The 17,831-nt window shown below is 68.3% G+C and carries 20 protein-coding genes, 1 pseudogene and 2 riboswitches; of the genes and pseudogenes, 13 read left to right on the top strand and 8 right to left on the bottom strand.

Features of this window, described 5'->3' with window-relative positions:
• Positions 1-41 precede the first annotated feature (41 nt).
• Positions 42-488 (top strand): MaoC family dehydratase, encoded by a 447-nt coding sequence (locus GBA65_RS11775; RefSeq protein WP_228281966.1) that lies wholly within the window; start codon positions 42-44, stop codon positions 486-488.
• Positions 478-1,458: an MBL fold metallo-hydrolase gene (locus tag GBA65_RS11780; RefSeq protein ID WP_228281269.1), complete on the top strand. Its 981-nt coding sequence runs from the start codon at positions 478-480 to the stop codon at positions 1,456-1,458. Before GBA65_RS11775 ends, GBA65_RS11780 begins: the two co-directional genes overlap by 11 nt.
• Before the next feature lie 64 nt (positions 1,459-1,522).
• Here GBA65_RS11780 and GBA65_RS11785 read toward each other — a convergent pair whose 3' ends face one another.
• From GBA65_RS11785 to mce, 4 genes and pseudogenes are all read right to left on the bottom strand, one after another.
• Positions 1,523-2,749: an Mrp/NBP35 family ATP-binding protein gene (locus tag GBA65_RS11785; RefSeq protein ID WP_166396718.1), complete on the bottom strand. Its 1,227-nt coding sequence runs from the start codon at positions 2,747-2,749 to the stop codon at positions 1,523-1,525.
• Between the two features lie 195 nt (positions 2,750-2,944).
• A pseudogene (locus GBA65_RS26455) lies at positions 2,945-4,911 on the bottom strand (S8 family peptidase).
• Between the two features lie 35 nt (positions 4,912-4,946).
• Positions 4,947-5,025, bottom strand: a riboswitch (cyclic di-GMP riboswitch).
• Between the two features lie 121 nt (positions 5,026-5,146).
• Positions 5,147-6,745, bottom strand: a complete 1,599-nt coding sequence (locus tag GBA65_RS11800) for an acyl-CoA mutase large subunit family protein (protein ID WP_166396720.1) — start codon at positions 6,743-6,745, stop codon at positions 5,147-5,149.
• Positions 6,746-6,761: 16 nt separating this feature from the next.
• Positions 6,762-7,175 (bottom strand): methylmalonyl-CoA epimerase, encoded by a 414-nt coding sequence (gene mce, locus GBA65_RS11805; protein ID WP_166396721.1) that lies wholly within the window; start codon positions 7,173-7,175, stop codon positions 6,762-6,764.
• 120 nt (positions 7,176-7,295) lie between these two features.
• On the opposite strand from mce, the gene GBA65_RS11810 reads away from it, so the two are divergent.
• Positions 7,296-7,541: a DUF2630 family protein gene (locus GBA65_RS11810; RefSeq protein ID WP_166396722.1), complete on the top strand. Its 246-nt coding sequence runs from the start codon at positions 7,296-7,298 to the stop codon at positions 7,539-7,541.
• A gap of 21 nt (positions 7,542-7,562) precedes the next feature.
• Here the strand turns inward: GBA65_RS11810 and GBA65_RS11815 are convergent, their stop codons facing one another.
• The 3 genes from GBA65_RS11815 to GBA65_RS11825 form a co-directional block, all read right to left on the bottom strand.
• Positions 7,563-7,796 (bottom strand): hypothetical protein, encoded by a 234-nt coding sequence (locus tag GBA65_RS11815; protein WP_166396723.1) that lies wholly within the window; start codon positions 7,794-7,796, stop codon positions 7,563-7,565.
• A 13-nt stretch (positions 7,797-7,809) separates the two neighbouring features.
• The gene (locus GBA65_RS11820) at positions 7,810-8,034 is read right to left on the bottom strand and encodes a hypothetical protein (protein WP_166396724.1); all 225 of its coding nucleotides are present in this window, start codon (positions 8,032-8,034) and stop codon (positions 7,810-7,812) included.
• Between the two features lie 68 nt (positions 8,035-8,102).
• On the bottom strand, positions 8,103-8,795 hold the full coding sequence (locus tag GBA65_RS11825; protein ID WP_228281271.1) for a DUF554 domain-containing protein: 693 nt from the start codon (positions 8,793-8,795) through the stop codon (positions 8,103-8,105).
• 215 nt (positions 8,796-9,010) lie between these two features.
• Between GBA65_RS11825 and GBA65_RS11830 the strand changes: the two genes are divergently transcribed.
• Positions 9,011-9,793: a TerC family protein gene (locus GBA65_RS11830; protein WP_166398480.1), complete on the top strand. Its 783-nt coding sequence runs from the start codon at positions 9,011-9,013 to the stop codon at positions 9,791-9,793.
• Here GBA65_RS11830 and GBA65_RS11835 read toward each other — a convergent pair.
• Entirely contained in the window at positions 9,757-10,155 is a 399-nt protein-coding gene (locus GBA65_RS11835; RefSeq protein WP_166396726.1) for a hypothetical protein, read from the bottom strand. The two genes, GBA65_RS11830 and GBA65_RS11835, sit on opposite strands and share 37 nt — an antisense overlap.
• A 173-nt stretch (positions 10,156-10,328) precedes the next feature.
• Here GBA65_RS11835 and sucC point away from each other — a divergent pair, with 173 nt between their 5' ends.
• The 9 genes from sucC to GBA65_RS11875 all read left to right on the top strand — a co-directional run bounded on the left by sucC (position 10,329) and on the right by GBA65_RS11875 (position 17,795).
• Entirely contained in the window at positions 10,329-11,471 is a 1,143-nt protein-coding gene (gene sucC / locus GBA65_RS11840) for an ADP-forming succinate--CoA ligase subunit beta (RefSeq protein ID WP_166396727.1), read from the top strand.
• Between the two features lie 20 nt (positions 11,472-11,491).
• On the top strand, positions 11,492-11,959 hold the full coding sequence (locus GBA65_RS24360) for a hypothetical protein (protein ID WP_228281276.1): 468 nt from the start codon (positions 11,492-11,494) through the stop codon (positions 11,957-11,959).
• A gap of 97 nt (positions 11,960-12,056) precedes the next feature.
• Entirely contained in the window at positions 12,057-12,362 is a 306-nt protein-coding gene (locus tag GBA65_RS24365) for a hypothetical protein (protein ID WP_266096588.1), read from the top strand.
• A 5-nt stretch (positions 12,363-12,367) separates the two neighbouring features.
• The gene (locus GBA65_RS11850; RefSeq protein WP_166396728.1) at positions 12,368-12,544 is read left to right on the top strand and encodes a hypothetical protein; all 177 of its coding nucleotides are present in this window, start codon (positions 12,368-12,370) and stop codon (positions 12,542-12,544) included.
• Between the two features lie 229 nt (positions 12,545-12,773).
• Positions 12,774-13,760, top strand: a complete 987-nt coding sequence (gene trkA, locus GBA65_RS11855) for a Trk system potassium transporter TrkA (RefSeq protein ID WP_166396729.1) — start codon at positions 12,774-12,776, stop codon at positions 13,758-13,760.
• Positions 13,761-13,814: 54 nt separating this feature from the next.
• Complete coding sequence (locus tag GBA65_RS11860) at positions 13,815-14,027, top strand: TrkA C-terminal domain-containing protein (RefSeq protein ID WP_166396730.1); 213 nt, start codon at positions 13,815-13,817, stop codon at positions 14,025-14,027.
• A complete protein-coding gene (locus GBA65_RS11865; protein ID WP_166396731.1) occupies positions 14,017-14,721 on the top strand; it encodes a potassium transporter TrkG in 705 nt (234 codons plus the stop codon). The genes GBA65_RS11860 and GBA65_RS11865 overlap by 11 nt, the downstream gene beginning before the upstream one ends.
• Positions 14,722-14,755: 34 nt before the next feature.
• Positions 14,756-15,460: a potassium transporter TrkG gene (locus tag GBA65_RS11870; RefSeq protein ID WP_166396732.1), complete on the top strand. Its 705-nt coding sequence runs from the start codon at positions 14,756-14,758 to the stop codon at positions 15,458-15,460.
• A 96-nt stretch (positions 15,461-15,556) separates the two neighbouring features.
• Positions 15,557-15,725: riboswitch (cyclic di-AMP (ydaO/yuaA leader) on the top strand.
• A 120-nt stretch (positions 15,726-15,845) separates the two neighbouring features.
• On the top strand, positions 15,846-17,795 hold the full coding sequence (locus GBA65_RS11875; RefSeq protein ID WP_166396733.1) for an amino acid permease: 1,950 nt from the start codon (positions 15,846-15,848) through the stop codon (positions 17,793-17,795).
• Positions 17,796-17,831 lie beyond the last annotated feature (36 nt).

The following is a 17,831-nucleotide window of genomic DNA, read 5'->3' on the forward strand; positions in this document are numbered from 1 at the left end:
GCGCTATGCTGCGTGAGAGATCCGACGCAAAGGGGGGCTTGATGGGGGCAACGCCGGAGTTCAAGCGGCAGCTACGCGAGGCGCTCGGGGAGATGAGCGTCGGCCAGACCTATCGGTTCCGGCGGACGTTCACGGACGGGGACGTCGCGATGTTCTGCGGCGTCACGGGGGACTACAACCCGTACCACCAGGACGCCGAGTTCGCCCGGGAGAGCCCGTACGGTCAGCTCACCATCCCCGGCCTCCTCACCGGGAGCATGCTGACGCACATCGGCGGGCTCCTCGGCTTTCTGGCGACGGAGATGAGCTTCGAGTACCTGGCGCCCGTCTTCGTGGGCGACACGATCTCCTGCACCGTCACCGTCACCGCCAAGGACGAGGAGAGGCGGCGCGTCGAGTGCGACGCGGCCTTCGTCAACGGCGACGGCAAGAACGTGCTGCGGGCGAGCTTCGCCGGGTTTCCCGGCAGGGTACGCCTTGCCCGCTGACCCCTTCGTCTTCTTCCAGCGCCCCTACCCGAGCGCGAACATGGTCCTCGTCCGGGGCGAGTACCCGATCCTCCTGGATTCGGGCTACGGGAGCGATCTTCCGGAGACGGAGGATCTGCTGAAGCGGGCGGGCACGCCGCCCGAGTCGCTCTCACTCGTCGTCAACTCGCACTACCACTGCGACCACGCGGGCGGCAACTCGGGCCTGCAGCGCGACCACGGCGTCCCCGTAGCGGCCCACCGCTGGGAGGCCGAGCTGGTGAACCGGCGAGATCGGGAGGCCTGCGGCGTGGAGTGGCTCGACCAGCCCATCGAGCCCTACCGCGTCGAACGCCCCCTCTCCGACGGCCACGAGCTCGACGCGGGCCCGGTGGTCCTCCAGGTCATCGAGACGCCGGGCCACACCCTGGGGCACGTCTCCCTCTACGCGCCGGAGGAGGCGACCCTGCTCCTCGGCGACGCCGTCCACGGCGACGATGTCGCGTGGCTCAACCCGTTCCGGGAGGGCGTCGGGGCGGCGCACAGGGCGCTCGAGAGCCTCGACCGGCTCTCGACGCTGCGGGCGCGCCGGACCTTCTCCGGCCACGGGGCGGAGATAACGGACCTACCGGCCGCGATAGATGCCGGCCGTCGCCGCTACGAGAAGTGGCTGGAGGAGCCCGAGAGGTCGTACTGGCACGCCTGCAAGAGAATCTTCGGCTACGCGCTCATGATCCACGGCGGACAAGACGAAGACGAGGTCTCCCCCTACCTGCTCCGCTGCCCCTGGTTCCAGGACTACGCCCGCCACGGCTTCGGTACGGAGCCCGAGACCTTTGTAGAGCCGCTCGTCGCCGAGATGCTCCGCTCGAAGGCGGCGGGCTGGAGCGGCGGTCGCCTCGTCGCCCTCCCGCCACACAACCAGCCCCCACCCGGCTGGCCCTCGGGCCCCACGCGCCCCAGGGACTGGCCCGGGACATCGCGGCGCTAGGGCAAAACGGAGCGCCCCCGCCTCACGAGGCGGGGGCGCTCCGTTGACGGCCGCGAGCTGTCGGCTACAGGACCTTGATGCGCCTGCGGACCTTCTTCTGGGCGATGCCCCGGGCGATCTCGTCGAAGGCGCGCGCCGGGGCCGAGGCCTCGGGGAAGAGGGCGTGGCCGGGCTCGCCGGAGGCGTCCGGGAGGATGGGGATGCACCCCATGACCTTGGCGTCGAGCTCGCCCGCGACGCGGTCCCCGCCGTCGCCGCCGAAGATCTTGAGCTGCTCGCCGCAGCACGGGCACTCGGCGTAGGACATGTTCTCGACGACGCCCGCGACCTTGAGGTGGGCCTGCACGGCCATCTTGCCCGCCTTCACGGCGACGCGGGCGGCGTCGGCCTGCGGCGTCGTGACGACGAGGGCCTCGGCCTTCGGGATCATCTGGGCGACCGTGAGGGCGACGTCGCCGGTGCCGGGGGGCATGTCCACGATGATGAAGTCCGGCTCGTCCCAGTACACGTCGCGCATAAGCTGGGTGAGGGCCTTGTTCACGATCGGGGCGCGCCAGATTATGGCCTGCCCCTCGTTCACGAAGTTGCCCATCGAGATGAACTTCAGCCCCGAGGCCGACTCGATCGGGAAGATAACGCCGCCCACAACGTTCGGCTTCTCGGTCGCGCCGAGCATCACCGGGATGGAGGAGCCGTGCACGTCGGCGTCGAGGATCTCGACGGAGTGCCCGGCCCGGTCCAGCGCCGCCGCGAGGTTGACCGCCACGGTGCTCTTACCGACGCCGCCCTTACCCGAGACGACGGCGATGATGCGGGTCTTCGACTCGTCCTTGAAGGCGGGGGCGAGCTCGGAGGGGCCGCCGTGCAGCGAGGTCATGAGGTTCTGCCGGTCGGCGTCGGTCATCACGCCGAAGTCCACCTCGACGCTCTCGACGCCCTCGATCTCCATCAGGCGGTCGCGGACGTCCCCGGTGATCCGGGCCTTCATCGGGCAGCCGGCGGTCGTCAGCGCGATCCCCACGGTGACGGCGGAGCCCTGGATCTCCACGCCCCGGACCATGTTGAGGGAGACGACGTCGCGCCCGATCTCGGGGTCCCTCACGTCCCTCAGCGCCTCGCGTATGCCGGCCTCCGAGAACCCGTCGGCGGGCTCGGGAGCCGGCGGCGTACGGTCGATCAGATGCTCTGCCGTCTCGCCCTCCGGGGCCACGGAGACGTCCTCTTCCCGGGCAGCCGGCTCCGCCCGCGATGAACCGTTCTTGCTGTCGCGTCTACGGAACCAGTCGACCACGTTTGCAACCTCCTCTGGGGTCTTCACCCCAACACAACGAAAGATCTGAAGACGGGCCGAAACGGCCCCACGGTACCGGGCAAATACTACCACAAGCCCCTATTCGCACCGACGGCTGATTCGACACGGGTAGGGGGCCGGAATGGGTGTTCCGGCCCCCTACCCGTGCGTCTCCCAACCGTGCGCCAGAGACGTTTAGCGTACGATCTTGAAGCTCCATTGCTTGTTTCCGACGTTCCCCGCGGCGTCGGTGGCGACTACCCTCACCGTGTGGGTACCGTAAGCCCTGTTTGTGGGCGGGGTGTACCGCAGCACGTCGGCAGCGGCGTCGTAGGTGAAGGTCGTTACGCGCGCACCGTCGAGGTAGAGTTGCAAGTTGGCCTTCTGTAAGTTCGTCTGCGTATCCCGCACCACTACCTGTATCAGCGGGGTGCGGTCGCGCGTGCTGGCACTCGGGGCGGGGGACGGCGAGGTAGCAGTTGGCAGGACCGTATCGACGGTCCAGTTCCGGACGGCAGGCGTCGCGTCCACGTTGCCAGCCCGATCCACTGCCCGAACCCTGAAGCTGTGCGCCTTACTCGTCAGACCGCTGTAGGCCGTGGGGGAGGCGCAGGCGGCGAACGCCGCACCGTCGAGGCTACACTCGAACCTCGACACCGGTTCGGAGGCGGCGAATCCGAAGCTTGCCGAGGTGCTCTTCGTGGTACCGGAGGGTCCGGAGGAGATGCTCGTCTCCGGCGCGGTAGTATCCTGGGGGGGCGGGTTGGTTCCGAGCGCTCGCGCCGAGTTCACCCGTCCGCCGGTCGCCACCTTACCCGTTAGATTGCCCTTGGTATCGACGGATTGCACCAGCTGGGCCTTCATCTGAGCATCGTCGAAAGAGGGATTCTTCGCCTTCAGCAATGCCGCTACGCCCGCGACATGAGGGGTAGCCATCGAGGTCCCGCTGTAGGCACCGTAGGAGTTACCGGGCAGGGTGCTCAATATGCGGACACCAGGGGCCGCGAGGTCCACGGAGGAATCCCCGTAGTTGGAGAAGGAGGCCAGTGCGTCCCCGTCGTCTGTAGCGGCTACCGACACGACGTTCGGGATGTCGTAGTTCGACGGGTAGTGGGGTGCTGCGTCGTTGTCGTCCCCGATCCCGTCAGAGCCGCCGTTGCCGGCAGCCGCCAGGAACAGATGCCCCTGGGCGTCGGCCCGGCTTATGGCGTCGGAGAGGGCCTGCGAGAAGCCGCCCCCGCCCCAGGAGTTGTTGCTGATCTTGACGCCCCTGGCTACCGCGTAGTTGATCGCCTCGACGGCATCCGAGGTATAGCCCCCGTTCGTGCCGAGAAACTTGAGCGGCATGACCCTGGCCTGCCAGTTGACCCCGGTGACCCCGAGGGAGTTGTTGCCCGCGCGGCGATGGTGCCGGCGACGTGGGTGCCGTGCTCGTCCCCCGCGCCGCTTATCGGGTCCGGGTCGTAGACGCTGTTGTCGTTGTTGGCGAAGTCCCAGCCGTTGACGTCGTCTACGTAGCCGTTGCGGTCGTCGTCGATCCCGTTGGTCTCCCTACCGGAGCCCGACTCGCCGGGGTTGACCCATATGTTGTCCCTGAGATCCTGGTGGTCCGTGTCCACGCCCTCGTCGATGACGGCCACCACGACGCTTGGATCGCCCGTCGTCGTGCCCCACGCCTCCGAGGCGTCGATGTCGGCGTCGCTGGAGCCGCCGCTCTGGCCGGTGTTGTTGAGGCCGTAGAGCCTGGGGTAGTCCGGGTCATCCGGCGGGGGCGTCTGTGCCGGCTTCAGCAGGAAGTCCGGCTCGGCGTACTCCACGTCCGGGGAAGCCTCGTAGCGCTCGATGGCCTCCTCGACCGGCAGGTCCTGCGGCAGGTCCACGACGCTCACGTCGCTGCGCGGGAGGTCGTCCTCGGTGCGGGCGTCGTTTCTGCGGTTGATGGTCTCGAGGTCCGCCTGGGTGGCGTCTTCTTCGATCTGGACGATGATCTTATCGGAGGCGAACTCGCGCCCCTTGCCTTCCTTGAAGGTGGGCGTAACCGGCGGTCCCCCCTGCCTGGGCTGCGTCTCGACCTCCTGGACCGAGCTCTGAAAGACCAGGTATCCCAGGATCACCGCGAACGTGACGCCCAGGGAGAGAAAGATGCGTTGCGTAGATGACATGCCGCCTCCTACGGGAGATCCTCCCCAGCTTGCTGTTCGGTAGCCCGGCCGCCTCCCCTCGGAGGCCCGTAAGCTTTGCGTCCCCGTCTCGCGACGGGTTTGCCCTTGTCGCGGCGCTCGCGCACCTAACCTATTATCGGCACGAACGCGGACAAGCTTTATTCAACGACAGACCCTATCATCCCCGTCTACCGCAGAAAGTAATCAGAGTGACCACCGGCGGGCGTTGCGTTCTTCAGGGGCGGTACTGGCCGTACACCTCGCGCAGGGTATCGGAGACCTCGCCCAGGGTGGCGAGGCTGGCGAGGGCCTCCTTCATCGGGTAGAGGAGGTTGTCGGTGCCCTCGGCGGCCCCCTTGAGGTCGGCGAGGGCGGATTCGACGGCCGAAGAGTCGCGGGTCTCCTTCAGCTCCCTGAGGCGCTCGGTCTGCTGCTCCTGGATCGTCTCGTCGGCGGTGTGGAGGTCCATCTCCGGGTCGTCGTCCGTCTCGTAGCGGTTCACGCCGACGATGACGCGCTCCTCCTTCTCCACCTCGCGCTGGTAGCGGTAGGCGGCCTCCTCGATCTCGCGCTGCATGTAGCGCTCCTCGATCGCCTTCACCGAGCCGCCCATCTCGTCGATCTGCTTTATGTAGCCCCAGGCCTCCTCCTCGACGGCGTCGGTCAGGGACTCGACGTAGAAGGAGCCCGCCAGGGGGTCGGAGGTGTCGGTGAGGCCGCCCTCGCTCGCCAGGATCTGCTGGGTCCTCAAGGCGATCCGCGCGCTCTTCTCCGTCGGCAGGGCGAGCGCCTCGTCGAAGGCGTTGGTGTGCAGGCTCTGCGTGCCGCCGAGGATGGCGGAGAGCGCCTGCACGGTCGTGCGCACGATGTTGTTCTCGGCCTGCTGGGCGGTCAAGGAGGAGCCCGCGGTCTGGGTGTGGAAGCGCAGCTTGAGGCTCTTCTCGTCCGTCGCGCCGAAGCGCTCCTTCATGATCCTGGCCCACATCCTCCTTGCGGCCCGGTACTTGGCGACCTCCTGGAAGAGGTCGTTGTGGGCGTTGAAGAAGAACGAGAGGCGCGGGGCGAACTCTTCTACCTCCAGGCCCGCCCTCGTGGCCGCCACGACGTAGGCGATGGCGTTGGAGAGGGTGAAGGCGAGCTCCTGCACGGCCGTCGAGCCGGCCTCGCGGATGTGGTAGCCGGAGATGGAGATGGTGTTCCAGCGCGGGAACTCGCGGGCGCAGTAGGCGAACATGTCCGTGGTGATCCTCATCGACGGCTCGGGCGGGTAGATGTACGTCCCGCGCGCGAGGTACTCTTTGAGGATGTCGTTCTGCGTCGTGCCGGTGACGCTCCTGGCCTCCGCCCCCTGCTCCTCGGCGACGAGGCCGTAGAGGAGGAGCAGGGTCGAGGCGGTCGCGTTGATCGTCATCGAGGTCGAGACGTCCTTGAGCGGGATGCCGTCGAAGAGCTCCCGCATGTCGAGGAGGGAGTCGATGGCGACCCCGACCTTGCCGACCTCGCCGAGGGCCAGCGGGTGGTCCGAGTCGCGGCCCATCTGCGTCGGGAGGTCGAAGGCGACGGAGAGGCCGGTCTGGCCCTGCTCGGTGAGGTACTTGAAGCGCTTGTTCGTTTCTTTCGCGGTCCCGAAGCCGGCGTACTGGCGCATGGTCCAAGGGCGGCCCCGGTACATCGAGGGGTAGACGCCGCGGGTGTAGGGGTACTCGCCGGGATCTCCGAGCTTCTCCCCGTAGTCGGAGGAGTCGAAGTCCTGGGGGCCGTAGACCGGCTTCACCTCGATCCCGGACTCCGTGCGGCGTGCTTCGTCCCGGCCCTGGCGCTTCTCGGTGTCCACCTCTGCTGCCCCTCCCCTACCGCTTGCCGTTCGGTCGCTCGACGAGCTCTGTGAGGACCCCGAATGCCTCGCGCGGGTGGACGAAAGCCATCCTGGTCCCCCCGGCCCCAACCCGCGGCTCCTCGTCTATAAGCTCGACGCCGCTATCTTTGAGCTCCCGCAGGGCGGACGTGATGTCCTCGACCTCGAAGGCGACGTGGTGGAACCCCGGGCCGCGCTTGCCGAGAAACTTCCCGACCGGGGAGTCCTCGCGGGTCGGCTCCAGAAGCTCGATCTTGGACTCGCCCACCCGGAACATCATCGCCCTGATGCCCTGCTCGGCGACCTCCTCGGGCTCACCGACCTCGACGCCGAAGCGTTCCTCGTAGAACCTGGCCGCCGCTTCGAGATTCTCGACCGCGTAGCCGAGGTGCTCTATCTTTTCGAGCAAGCCTCTCCTCTCTCTCACCTCGAATTCTAGTCTATCGCCGAGGGGCACACCGGCCCCTCGGCGCCCGTTCGGCTATACACTGCGTCGCAGAGACGTTACGAACGACCCGAGGAGAGGCAGATGGCGAAGGGCGTGATGCAGAGGATCCAGGAGCTCTCCAGGTACCGGGAGGACCTCGTTGCGCGCGAGGGGACGCACCACGCGACGGAGGAGGACCACCAGACCCTCGTGCGCCTCGACCACGACCTGCAGGTCTTGTGGGATCTGAGGCGCCGCGAGCTCGCGGGCGAGGAGGTCACGCTGGACGAGGACTACTACGACGGCTACACCCGCTACACCGACGACGACGATCCCCCGGGCCGCTAGGGGTCGGTCGCCGGCCCCGCACTAGTAGCCCTTGATGTTGGGGTTCTCGGAGACCTCGGCCCACTCGGCGACGGAGGAGGCGCGCTGGAGCACCTTGACCAGCTCGTGCATGTCGTCCTCGCTGAAGTTCTCGCGGCCGGCCTCGGGGACGAAGGTCAAGGTCCGGCCGTCGCCGTAGCGGACCACGATCTGATTCAGCCTGAACACGGACGAGTTCTGGTTGTTTATCTGGCGCTGCCTGATTATTCCGTGCATGAAACCTTCCCCTCTACCGGCTCTGCAAGTCTAGTTGGCTGGAGATGGAGTCCAGGTACGTGGCCGCCTGGCTGAGCTCGTAGGAGCCGAACCGGTCGCGTATGCGCGGCTTCAAGGTCTCGTTGTCGCCGGTGTCGAACTGCAGCACGATCTCCGTGATCCCCCAAGGGTCGAGGCCGCTCCCCATCTGTAGCGGGCTGCCCTCCCAGTTGCCGGATCTCTTCGCTTCCTCGGACATTCGTGCTCCTCCTGCTCGCGTGTCTTCGAACGACGTGAACTATACCCGAGTGCGCAGCGCAAGGACCATCAGAACGGCCAGAGAGGGGCCGCGGCGACGAGCAGCGGGGCGACGAGCAGGGCGGGGAGCATGTTCGCGACCCGCACCTCCTTGAGCTCCAGCAGCATCAGGCCGAGGCCCAGGATGAGGACGCCCCCCGTGGCGGTGGTGGCCGCGATCATCGGCTCGGTGACCAGCCCTTCCAGGAGACCGGCCGAGAGCGTTAGCGTCCCCTGCACGACGAGCACGGTGCCCGCCGAGAGCAGCACCCCCCACCCGAGCACCGAGGCGAAGGAGAGCGCGGCGACGAAGTCGAGCGCGCTCTTGAGGGCGAGCAGGCTGTAATCTCCGGAGAGACCGTCCTCCAGGCTGCCGAGGATCGTCAGGGGGCCCACGCAGAAGAGCAGGCTGGTCGTCACGAAGGCCCGGCTCACGGGGCTCTCCCCCTTCGAGAAGCGCCGCTCCAACCCGTCGCCGAAGCGCTTGAGGGCGCCGTCGATATCCAGAAGCTCCCCCACGACGAGGCCCGAGATCGCGGCGACCAGCGGCACGAGGGGGTTGTCGAACTGCACGAAGCTCTGGATGCCGATGAGGAGCGTGACGATGCCTATCGCCTGCATGGCCGTCTGCCGCATCCTCTCGGGGAGCTGGGCGCCGACGAGGGTGCCGATACCGCCACCGATCAGCACGGCGGCGACGTTTATCGCTGTCCCGACTCCCAAAACACGCGGAGTATAGGCCACACGATCGGAACGCGCCTTCCGGAGCCGGAGGCATCCGGGCGCCCTCGCAGGAGCGCACCGCCGCAGCGATCCGGAATTTCCTGGGATAAAGTCTCGACGCCCGGCGGGTAAGACTCGCCCGCAAACGATGGATTTCGATCGAACGACGCCGGGAAGCCAGAGATCGGCGGCCGGAGAAGGAGGAGATGGCGCCCATGGACCTGTTGCTGAGCCCGGAGATCTGGATCGCATTCCTGACGCTGCTGGCGCTGGAGATCGTGCTGGGGATAGACAACGTGATCTTCATCTCGATCCTGGTAGACAAGCTGCCCCAGGAGAGGCAGGCGCTCGCCCGGCGGCTGGGGCTGGGGCTCGCGCTGGTCATGCGGGTCCTCCTGCTCCTGTCCCTGAGCTGGGTAATCGGGCTGACCGCGCCGCTCTTCACGCTACTCGGGCAAGAGATCTCGGGGCGGGACCTGATCCTGATCCTCGGCGGCCTCTTCCTGCTCGGCAAGAGCACCTACGAGATCCACGAGAACCTCGAAGGCGAGGAGGGACACAGTTCCGCGCGGGTGAAGGCGACGTTCGGGAGCGTCCTGATCCAGATCGTCATCCTCGACATGGTCTTCTCGCTCGACTCGGTGATCACCGCCGTCGGGATGGTGGATCAGGTCTCCGTCATGATCGCGGCGGTCGTGGTGTCCATCGGGGTGATGCTGGTCTCGGCCGAGGCCGTCAGCGGCTTCGTCAGCCGCCACCCGACGGTGAAGATGCTCGCCCTGAGCTTCCTCCTCCTCATCGGCTTCTCCCTCCTCCTGGAAGGCTTCGGCCAGCACGTCCCGAAGGGCTACATCTACTTCGCGATGGGCTTCGCCGTCCTCGTCGAGCTCCTGAACCTCAGGGTCCGCCGGCGCCGCCGGCAGAGAAGGGACGAGAGCCGCCCCGTGGAGCTGCACCAGCGCTACTCCAGGGAACGCCCCGGCCCCACGGAGGGCTGAGTCGGATCACCTCGGGGGCCGGGCCGAGGAACCACCCCCCCGCGCCCGAGGCGCGAAGCTGCGTCAGCCCCCGCCGCCCCCGTCTCCGCCGGAAGCTCCGCCGCCGTCGCCTCCGGAGTCCGCGTCGCCTTCGGCGGTACCGCCGAAGGGCGCGGCGTAGCCCGCCTCCGGCGGGGGCTACGCCGGCCTATCTCGCGCGTGGCCTGATGGAGCGGGCGTCCCTCCCACGAGAGGTAGGCGGCGATGAGGAGCGCCCCCGCCGCGGGGACGGCGGCCAGGAGCACGCTCCCCGTAAGCACGGCGAAGCCTAGGCCGACTAGCAGCGCGACCAACCCGGCGAACGCCCAGCGCAAGATCCCCACAAGACACCTCCGATTCTCCCGTGCAGCCGGGCGTGGCAGCCCAAACTTCCCGAGACCGTATCCGCGGTTTCGGGGAAAGGCAAGGACGTTTTGCGGTCGGGGCAGGGGCAAAAACCGGCCCTGACCCCCTGTATAATGCCGGGCGTTATGGCGGGTTTCGCTGGGAGTTGATCTTGGATCTCTACGAGCATCAAGGCAAGGAACTGCTGCGGCAGTACGGCATAGAAACGCTTGAGGGCATCGTCGCCACGACGCCGGACGAGGCGCGCGACGCGGCCGAGAAGCTCGGCGGCACCGTGGCGGTCAAGGCTCAGGTCCTGACCGGCGGGCGCGGCAAGGCGGGCGGCATCAAGGTGGTGAAGAGCCCGGACGAGGCCAGAGACGCGGCCGAGCAGATTCTCGGGATGGACATCAGGGGGCACACGGTCCGGCGCGTGCTTGTGGAGGCGGGTGCGGCGATCGCGAGCGAGATGTACCTCTCGATCACCGTGGATCGTACGGCGAAGAAGCCCCTGATCCTGTTCTCGACCGAGGGCGGCGTGGACATCGAGGAGGTCGCCGAGAAGAGCCCGGAGTCGATCGTGCGGCTGCACGTGGACCCGCTCGTGGGGCTCCTCCCCTACCAGGCGCGCGAGCTCCGCTTCTCCGCCAGCCTGAGCGGCGACGTTGCCAAGGGCGTCGGCAAGGTCCTCGGCAACCTGTACGAGGCGTTCACCGGGGCGGACGCGAGCCTCGTCGAGATCAACCCGCTCGTCGCCACCGAAGACGGGCGCGTCCTCGCGCTCGACGCCAAGGTGACGGTGGATAACTCAAGCCTCTACCGGCACAAGGAGATAGCCGACCTGCACGACGTCGAGGCGGCCGACCCGCAGGAGCAGCGGGCGCAGGAGGCGGGCCTCCAGTACGTCAAGCTCGACGGGGACGTCGGCATCCTCGGCAACGGCGCGGGGCTCGTTATGAGCACGCTCGACGTCGTCGCCCAGGCCGGCGGCACGCCCGCCAACTTCCTGGACGTCGGGGGCGGCGCGGACGCCGAGAAGATCTCTGCGGCGCTCGACATCGTCACCTCCAACCCGGAGGTCAAGAGCGTCCTGTTCAACATCTTCGGCGGCATCACGAGGGGCGATGAGGTCGCGCGCGGCCTGATGACGGCGATCGAGCGTTCGAAGATCGAGCTGCCCATCGTGGTGCGCCTCGACGGGACGAACGCCGAGGAGGGGCGCCGCATCCTCGCGGAGAACACCCCACCCAACGTGCACACCGAGGAGACCATGCTCGAGGCGGCTAAGAGGGCCGTCGAGCTAGGTCGCGGCTAGAGTAGGGGGACGAGCCACACATGGCGATACTCGTAGACAACGACACGCGGCTCCTGGTGCAGGGCATCACGGGCCGGGAGGGCGGCTTCCACACCGGGAGGATGCTCCAGGGCAACACGGCCGTCGTCGCCGGCGTCACCCCGGCAAGGGCGGGCAGGACTTCGAGGGGTGCCCGTCTTCGACACCGTCGACGAGGCGGTGCGCGAGACCGGGCGAACACCAGCGTGATCTTTGTCCCCGCGTCGTTCTCGGCGGACGCCATCTTCGAATCCCTGGACGCCGGGATGAGGACGGTCTGCTGCATCACCGAGGGCGTGCCGGTCCACGACATGCTCAAGGTCTCCGACTACATGCGCATGCTCGACGCGACGCTTATCGGGCCGAACTGCCCCGGCGTCATCTCGCCGGGCAAGTCCAACGTCTCGATCATGCCGCAGGACATCTTCCTCCCGGCAACGTCGGCGTCGTCAGCCGCAGCGGGACGCTGACGTACCAGATCGTCAACGAGCTCACCCAGCGCGGGATCGGCCAGTCCACGGCCGTCGGCATCGGGGCGACCCGATCATCGGGACGGACTTTATCGAGATCCTCAAGAAGTTCGAGGCCGACCCGGAGACCGAATGCGCCGTGATGATCGGGGAGATCGGCGGCAACGCCGAGCAGCTCGCCGCGGAGTTTATCCAGAGCGAGATGAAGACCCCCGTCGTCGCGTACATCGCGGGCTTCACGGCCCCCGAGGGCAAGACGATGGGCCACGCGGGCGCGATCGTCTCGGGCGGCGACACCACGGCGCAGGCCAAGAGCGAGGCCCTGAGGGCCGCCGGCATCCGCGCGGCGACGAACCCCTCCGAGGTGGCCGAGCTCGTCGCGGAGGCGCTCGGAAAGGGGTAAGGATCATGGGTTACAACCGGCGGGTACCGCGCAACCGGGCGGCGCGCAGGCGTCTCGAAAAGAGCTACCGACGCCGCCCCGCCCCGCGGCAGGGGTCGAACAGAACCCTGTTTCTAGTTCTCGGCCTCTTCACGCTCGCCGTGTTGATCATCCTGGCACTGGGCGCGTACAACCTGCGCTAGCCCGGAAGCGACGACATCCGCACCGGAACGGCGGGGGGTGCCTTCGGGCACCCCCCGCCGCGTCGTGGTGGCTCCCGTGCTCCGGGACGTCGGTTCGGGACGTTATACTCCGCTTACTCTGCTCACCGTAAAGAACTGGAGAGGGCGGTGGCGTGCGGATCGTGATCGTCGGAGCCGGGGAGGTCGGGTTCAACGCTGCTCGGGTCCTCTCGGCCGGGGGCACGACGTCGTGGTCGTGGAGCGGGACGAGGCCCTGGCGGAGAGGGCGACCGAGGGGCTCGACGCCCTCGTGATGCAGGGGAACGGGGCGAGCCCCAGGGTGCTGCGGGAGGCCGGGGTCAAGAACGCCGACCTGCTCGTCGCGGCGACCACCTCGGACGAGGCGAACATCATCGCGTGCCTCGCGGCCAAGGCCCAGGGGGCGCTGCGCACCGTGGCGCGCATCCACAACGAGGACTACTACGACCCGCGCGAGCCCTTCACCCAGGAGGTGCTCGGGATCGACTTCGTCATCCACACCGAGCAGATGGCGACGGAGGAGATCATGGGTGCCCTCGCGCTCCCCGGCGCCGTCAACGCGGAGTCCTTCGCGAACGGGCGCATCACGGTCGCGGAGGTGATCCTGAAGGGAGATGCTCCGGCGGTGGGGGTCCGGGTGCAGGACCTGGAGCTCCCCGAGCGCAGCCTCGTCGTCGGGATCGTGAGGCACGGGGAGGCGCTCGTCCCCCGGGGAGACACGGTCCTGGAGGCCCGCGACCGGGTCTTCCTCATCGGCGAGAAGCGGCGCATCTCCGGGATCGTCCGGGCGATCGCCACGGACACGCAGCCGGTGCGCGAGGTGATGATCTTCGGCGGAGGACGCATCGGGCTGCGGCTCGCCCTGGCGCTCGAGAAGAGCGGCGTGGCCGTCAAGGTCGTGGAGCAGGACGAGACGCGGGCCAGGTACGCGGCCGTGCAGCTCGCGCGGGGCCTCGTGCTCCACGACGAGGGGATCTCGCGGGACTTCCTGCTCCAGGAGCGGGTCGACCGGACGGACGCCTTCGTCGCCGTCACCGGTGACGACCGCGCGAACCTCCTGGCGGCGATGTACGCCCGCCAGCTCGGGGCGAAGCTCACCGTCGCGGGGATAAGCCGCGGCGAGTTCGCCCCCTCGCGGAGGCCCTTGGCGTCGACATCACCGTCTCCCCCGGTTGCTCGCCGCCGGGGCCATCCTTAGGTTCGTGCGGCGGGGGAGATCTCGGCCGTCACCCTTCTGGAGAGCGGGGCCCAGATGATAGAGCTTCGGGTCCCGGAGCGGGGCCGCGTCTCCGGCCGCCCGCTGGCGGAGGCGGGGTTTCCGAGGGGCGCCATCGTCGGCGCGGTGCTGAGGGGCGAGGAGGTCATCATCCCCAGCGGCGAGGACACGCTGCGGCCCGGGGACAACGTCGTGGTCTTCACCGTCGGGGCCGCGGTGGACAAGGTAGAGCGCGTCTTTGCACCCTAGGATAGTCTTGAACGCGCTCGCGGCCGTGTGCGCCGCCGGTGGCGCCGCGATGTTCCTCCCGGCGGCCTACTCGCTCGCGGTCGGGGACGGCAACGTGGTCTCGTTCGGGCTCCCGGCGCTCGTGACGCTCGCCGTCGCGTCGGCCGTGTTTCTGGGGACGCGTTCCCCGGACAGCTACGTCTCGGGGCGCGACGTGTTCCTGATCGTCGTCCTCGGGTGGCTGGGGGTCGGGGCGATCGGGGCGGTGCCGTTCGTCCTCTCCGGGCTCATGGGGCCGGTGAACGCCTTCTTCGAGTCCATGGCCGGGTTCACGACGACCGGGTCCTCGACGCTCACGGCGCCGGAGGAGGTCGCCCCGTCGCTGCTGCTCTGGCGGAGCCTGACGCAGTGGGCCGGGGGGATAGGGATCGTGGTGCTCTTCGTGGCCGTCGCCCCGCTCGTGGGCTTCGGCGCGACCCAGCTCTACTCGGCAGAGGTCGCGAGCCCGATGCCGGAGAGGATAACGCCGCGCATAAGGGAGACGGCCAAGATCCTCGCCTACATCTACGGCTCCCTCACGCTCGGGGCATCGTCGCGCTCCTCCTCGCGGGGATGGGCCCCTTCGACGCCGTCAACCACGCCCTCGCGACGGTCTCCACCGGCGGGTTCTCCACGCGCTCGGACTCCATCGCGGCCTTCGACTCCTGGGCGATAGAGCTGGCCGTTATCGGGGGGATGCTGCTCTCGGGGTGAACTTCGCCCTCTACTTCTACGCCGCCCGCGGGAGGACGGGGCACGCCCTCGGCAACCGCGAGTTTCTGACGTACCTGAGCATAGTGGCCGGGAGCACGGTGCTGCTGACGGCGATCCTCTACGCCTCGGACGCCGGCGGCTCCCCGCTGACCGCGTTCCGGGAGGCGTCCTTTCAGAGCGCGAGCCTCGCCACGGGGACGGCCTTCAGCACCGCGGCGTGGTCCTCTTGGGGGCCGTTCGCCCAGATTTTCCTTATGCTGCTCATGGCGATAGGGCCGTGCGCCGGCTCGACGGGCGGAGGGCTGAAGGTGATCCGGGCCGTCCTCCTGGCGCGCCACGCGTGGCAGGAGGTGTTCCGCATCCTACATCCCCAGGCCGTCACCCCGCTCAAGCTCGGCAACCGCGTGATCCCGGAGCGTATGCGGGGGGCCTTTCTGGGTTTCTTCTTCGTGTACGTGGCCCTCCTGATCTTTGGAACGCTGCTGGTCGCGCTGCACGGCGTGCCCGTAGGGGCGGCCTTCGGCTCCGTCTTCGCCTGCCTGAACATCACGGGCACGGCCCTGGGCCCGGCCGGGGACCCCGCCTTCTACGCCGCCCTGCCCGGCTCCGCGAAGGCGCTCCTGACCTTCTTCATGCTGCTCGGCCGCCTGGAGCTCTTCACGGTGCTCGTCCTCCTGACCCCGGCCTTCTGGAGGGGATAGGCGTAGCCCGCCGTCCCCGCCGACGGTGCGGGGCTCCCGCGACATAGCTACGAATTTGACAGGCGCTAGGGGCCGGGTGTATACCGCACCCTAGCGACGGCCATAGCGCCGAATCCCCGGGTGGCATCGGGGAGCGGGGGAACCAGGAACCGAGGCCTCGTGGCCTAGGGGTGAGTCGCCGGAGGGGCTCCGCCCGGCCGGCGTAGGGAGTGTCCTTTCGTCCCGAACCCGACAGCTAACCTCGCAGGCGCCATAGAAGGGGACGAGGTATGCACCGGTTGGTTTGTGTTTCGGACGGCTCCGAAGCGGTCTCGCCGCGCGGGGAGGGCTCTGCAACCGGGCGCCATGCTCCGCAGGCAGGCATAAAGCAAGGGACCGTCTAGCCGTGGCCTCGCTGTCGAACCGGCAGAAGCGCCCGAAGAGCTCTCTGGGGCGCTGGCTGCTGGAGCAGCGCGTCGAGGGGGTCGAGGGGCCGCAGGTCAAGGAGGGGAGGGACCAGCACACGTGGTGGCAGGTGGTCTGCCTGACCGGCGTGGACTACTTCTCGACGCTCGGTTACATCCCCGGCATCGCCATCGTCGCGGCGGGGGCGCTCTCCCCCGTCGCTACCCTGCTTATAGTGCTGCTCACGCTCTTCGGGATGCTGCCGATGTACAGGCGGGTCTCGGAGGCCAGCCCCCACGGGCAGGGGTCCATAGCGATGCTGGAGAACCTGCTCTCGTTCTGGAAGGGCAAGATCTTCGTGCTCTGCCTGCTCGGCTTCGTGGCGACGGCGTGGCTCGTGACGATAACGCTCTCGGCGGCGGACGCGACGGCCCACATCGTCGAGAACCCGCTTGCCCCGGCGTTTCTGCACGGCAGGGAGGTCATCATCACCCTGGTGCTGCTGGCGGCGCTCGGGGCGGTCTTCCTCAGGGGGTTCGGGGAGGCCATATGGCTCGCGGTGCTCCTGGTCGTCGCCTTCCTGCTGCTGAACCTCGTCGTGGTCGGGTACGGCTTCTACGAGATAGCGACGAACCCGAACACCATCGCCGACTGGCGGGGCAGGGTATTCGACATCTCCGGTGGCAACCCTCTGGCGGTCATAGGCATAGCGTTTCTGGTCTTTCCGCGCCTGGCCCTCGGCCTCTCGGGCTTCGAGACGGGCGTGGGCATGATGCCGCTCGTGCGCGGCGACGAGGGGGACGATCCCGAGAAGCCGATGGGCCGCATCCACAACACGCGCAAGATGCTCGCCGTCGCCGCCCTCATCATGAGCTTCTTCCTCATAACCACCAGCCTGGTCACGACCCTGTTGATACCGCCGTCGGAGTTCGGGCCGGACGGGAGCGCCAGCGACCGCGCGATGTCCTTTGTCGCCCACCAGTACCTCGGGGAGGTGTTCGGTACCGCCTACGACCTCAGCACGATCTCCATCCTCTGGTTCGCGGGGGCGTCGGCGATGGCCGGGCTCCTGAACATCGTGCCTCGCTACCTGCCCCGCTACGGCATGGCGCCGGACTGGACGCGGGCCTTGAGGCCGCTGGTCCTGGTCTACACCTTCGTCGCCCTCGTCATAACCGTCTACTTCCAGGCCAGCGTGGACGCGCAGAGCGGCGCCTACGCGACCGGCATCCTGGCGATGATGACCTCGGCCGCCTTCGCGGTCACGCTCACCACCTGGCGCCGGGGTTTGAGGAAGGCGTCGCTCGCTTTCGGGGTCGTCCTCGCGGTGTTCGTCTACGCCCTCGTGGCCAACGCGGTACAGCGTCCGGACGGGCTCGTCATCGCCTCGTTCTTTATCGGCGCGATCGTGCTGACCTCCCTGATCTCGCGGGTGCAGCGCTCCACGGAGCTCAGGACCGAGCGCGTCGAGGTCGACGAGACCGCCCAGCGCTTCATAGACGAGGCCGCCGAGCGCGGCGAGATCCACCTCGTCGCCCACCGGCGCCGCACGGGAAAGGAGGAGGAGTACGCCCGCAAGGAGAGGGAGCAGCGCGAGGACAACCACATTCCCGCGAAGGACCGCATCCTCTTCCTCGAGGTGGAGGTGGAGGACGCCTCCGAGTTCACGGACGTGCTGGAGGTCGAGGGGGTCGAGATCGGCAGGTACGAGGTCCTTCGCTGCCAGAGCTCGACGGTGCCGAACGCCATCGCCGCCCTCCTGCTGCACCTCCAGGAGACGACGGGCAAGAAGTCGCACTGCTACTTCGGCTGGACGGAGGGCAACCCGATCGTGTACCTGATCCGGTACCTCCTCTTCGGCGAGGGCGACACCGCCCCCGTAACGCGCGAGGTCCTGAGGGAGGCCGAGAAGGACCCGGACCGCCGGCCCGCGATCCACGTCGGCGGCTGACCGGGGATCGGACCCGAACGAGGCCGCAGACTCGTC

Origin of the sequence: Rubrobacter marinus, assembly GCF_011492965.1 — a bacterium.
Classification (GTDB): domain Bacteria; phylum Actinomycetota; class Rubrobacteria; order Rubrobacterales; family Rubrobacteraceae; genus Rubrobacter_F; species Rubrobacter_F marinus.

Coding starts and splice junctions, on each gene's coding strand:
- GBA65_RS11775 (WP_228281966.1), top strand. CDS start 42: ATGGGGGCAACGCCGGAGTTCAAGCGGCAGCTACGCGAGGCGCTCGGG.
- GBA65_RS11810 (WP_166396722.1), top strand. CDS start 7,296: ATGGCGAAGGGCGTGATGCAGAGGATCCAGGAGCTCTCCAGGTACCGG.
- GBA65_RS11815 (WP_166396723.1), bottom strand. CDS start 7,796: ATGCACGGAATAATCAGGCAGCGCCAGATAAACAACCAGAACTCGTCC.
- GBA65_RS11820 (WP_166396724.1), bottom strand. CDS start 8,034: ATGTCCGAGGAAGCGAAGAGATCCGGCAACTGGGAGGGCAGCCCGCTA.
- GBA65_RS11830 (WP_166398480.1), top strand. CDS start 9,011: ATGGACCTGTTGCTGAGCCCGGAGATCTGGATCGCATTCCTGACGCTG.
- GBA65_RS24360 (WP_228281276.1), top strand. CDS start 11,492: ATGGCGATACTCGTAGACAACGACACGCGGCTCCTGGTGCAGGGCATC.
- GBA65_RS11850 (WP_166396728.1), top strand. CDS start 12,368: ATGGGTTACAACCGGCGGGTACCGCGCAACCGGGCGGCGCGCAGGCGT.
- GBA65_RS11860 (WP_166396730.1), top strand. CDS start 13,815: ATGATAGAGCTTCGGGTCCCGGAGCGGGGCCGCGTCTCCGGCCGCCCG.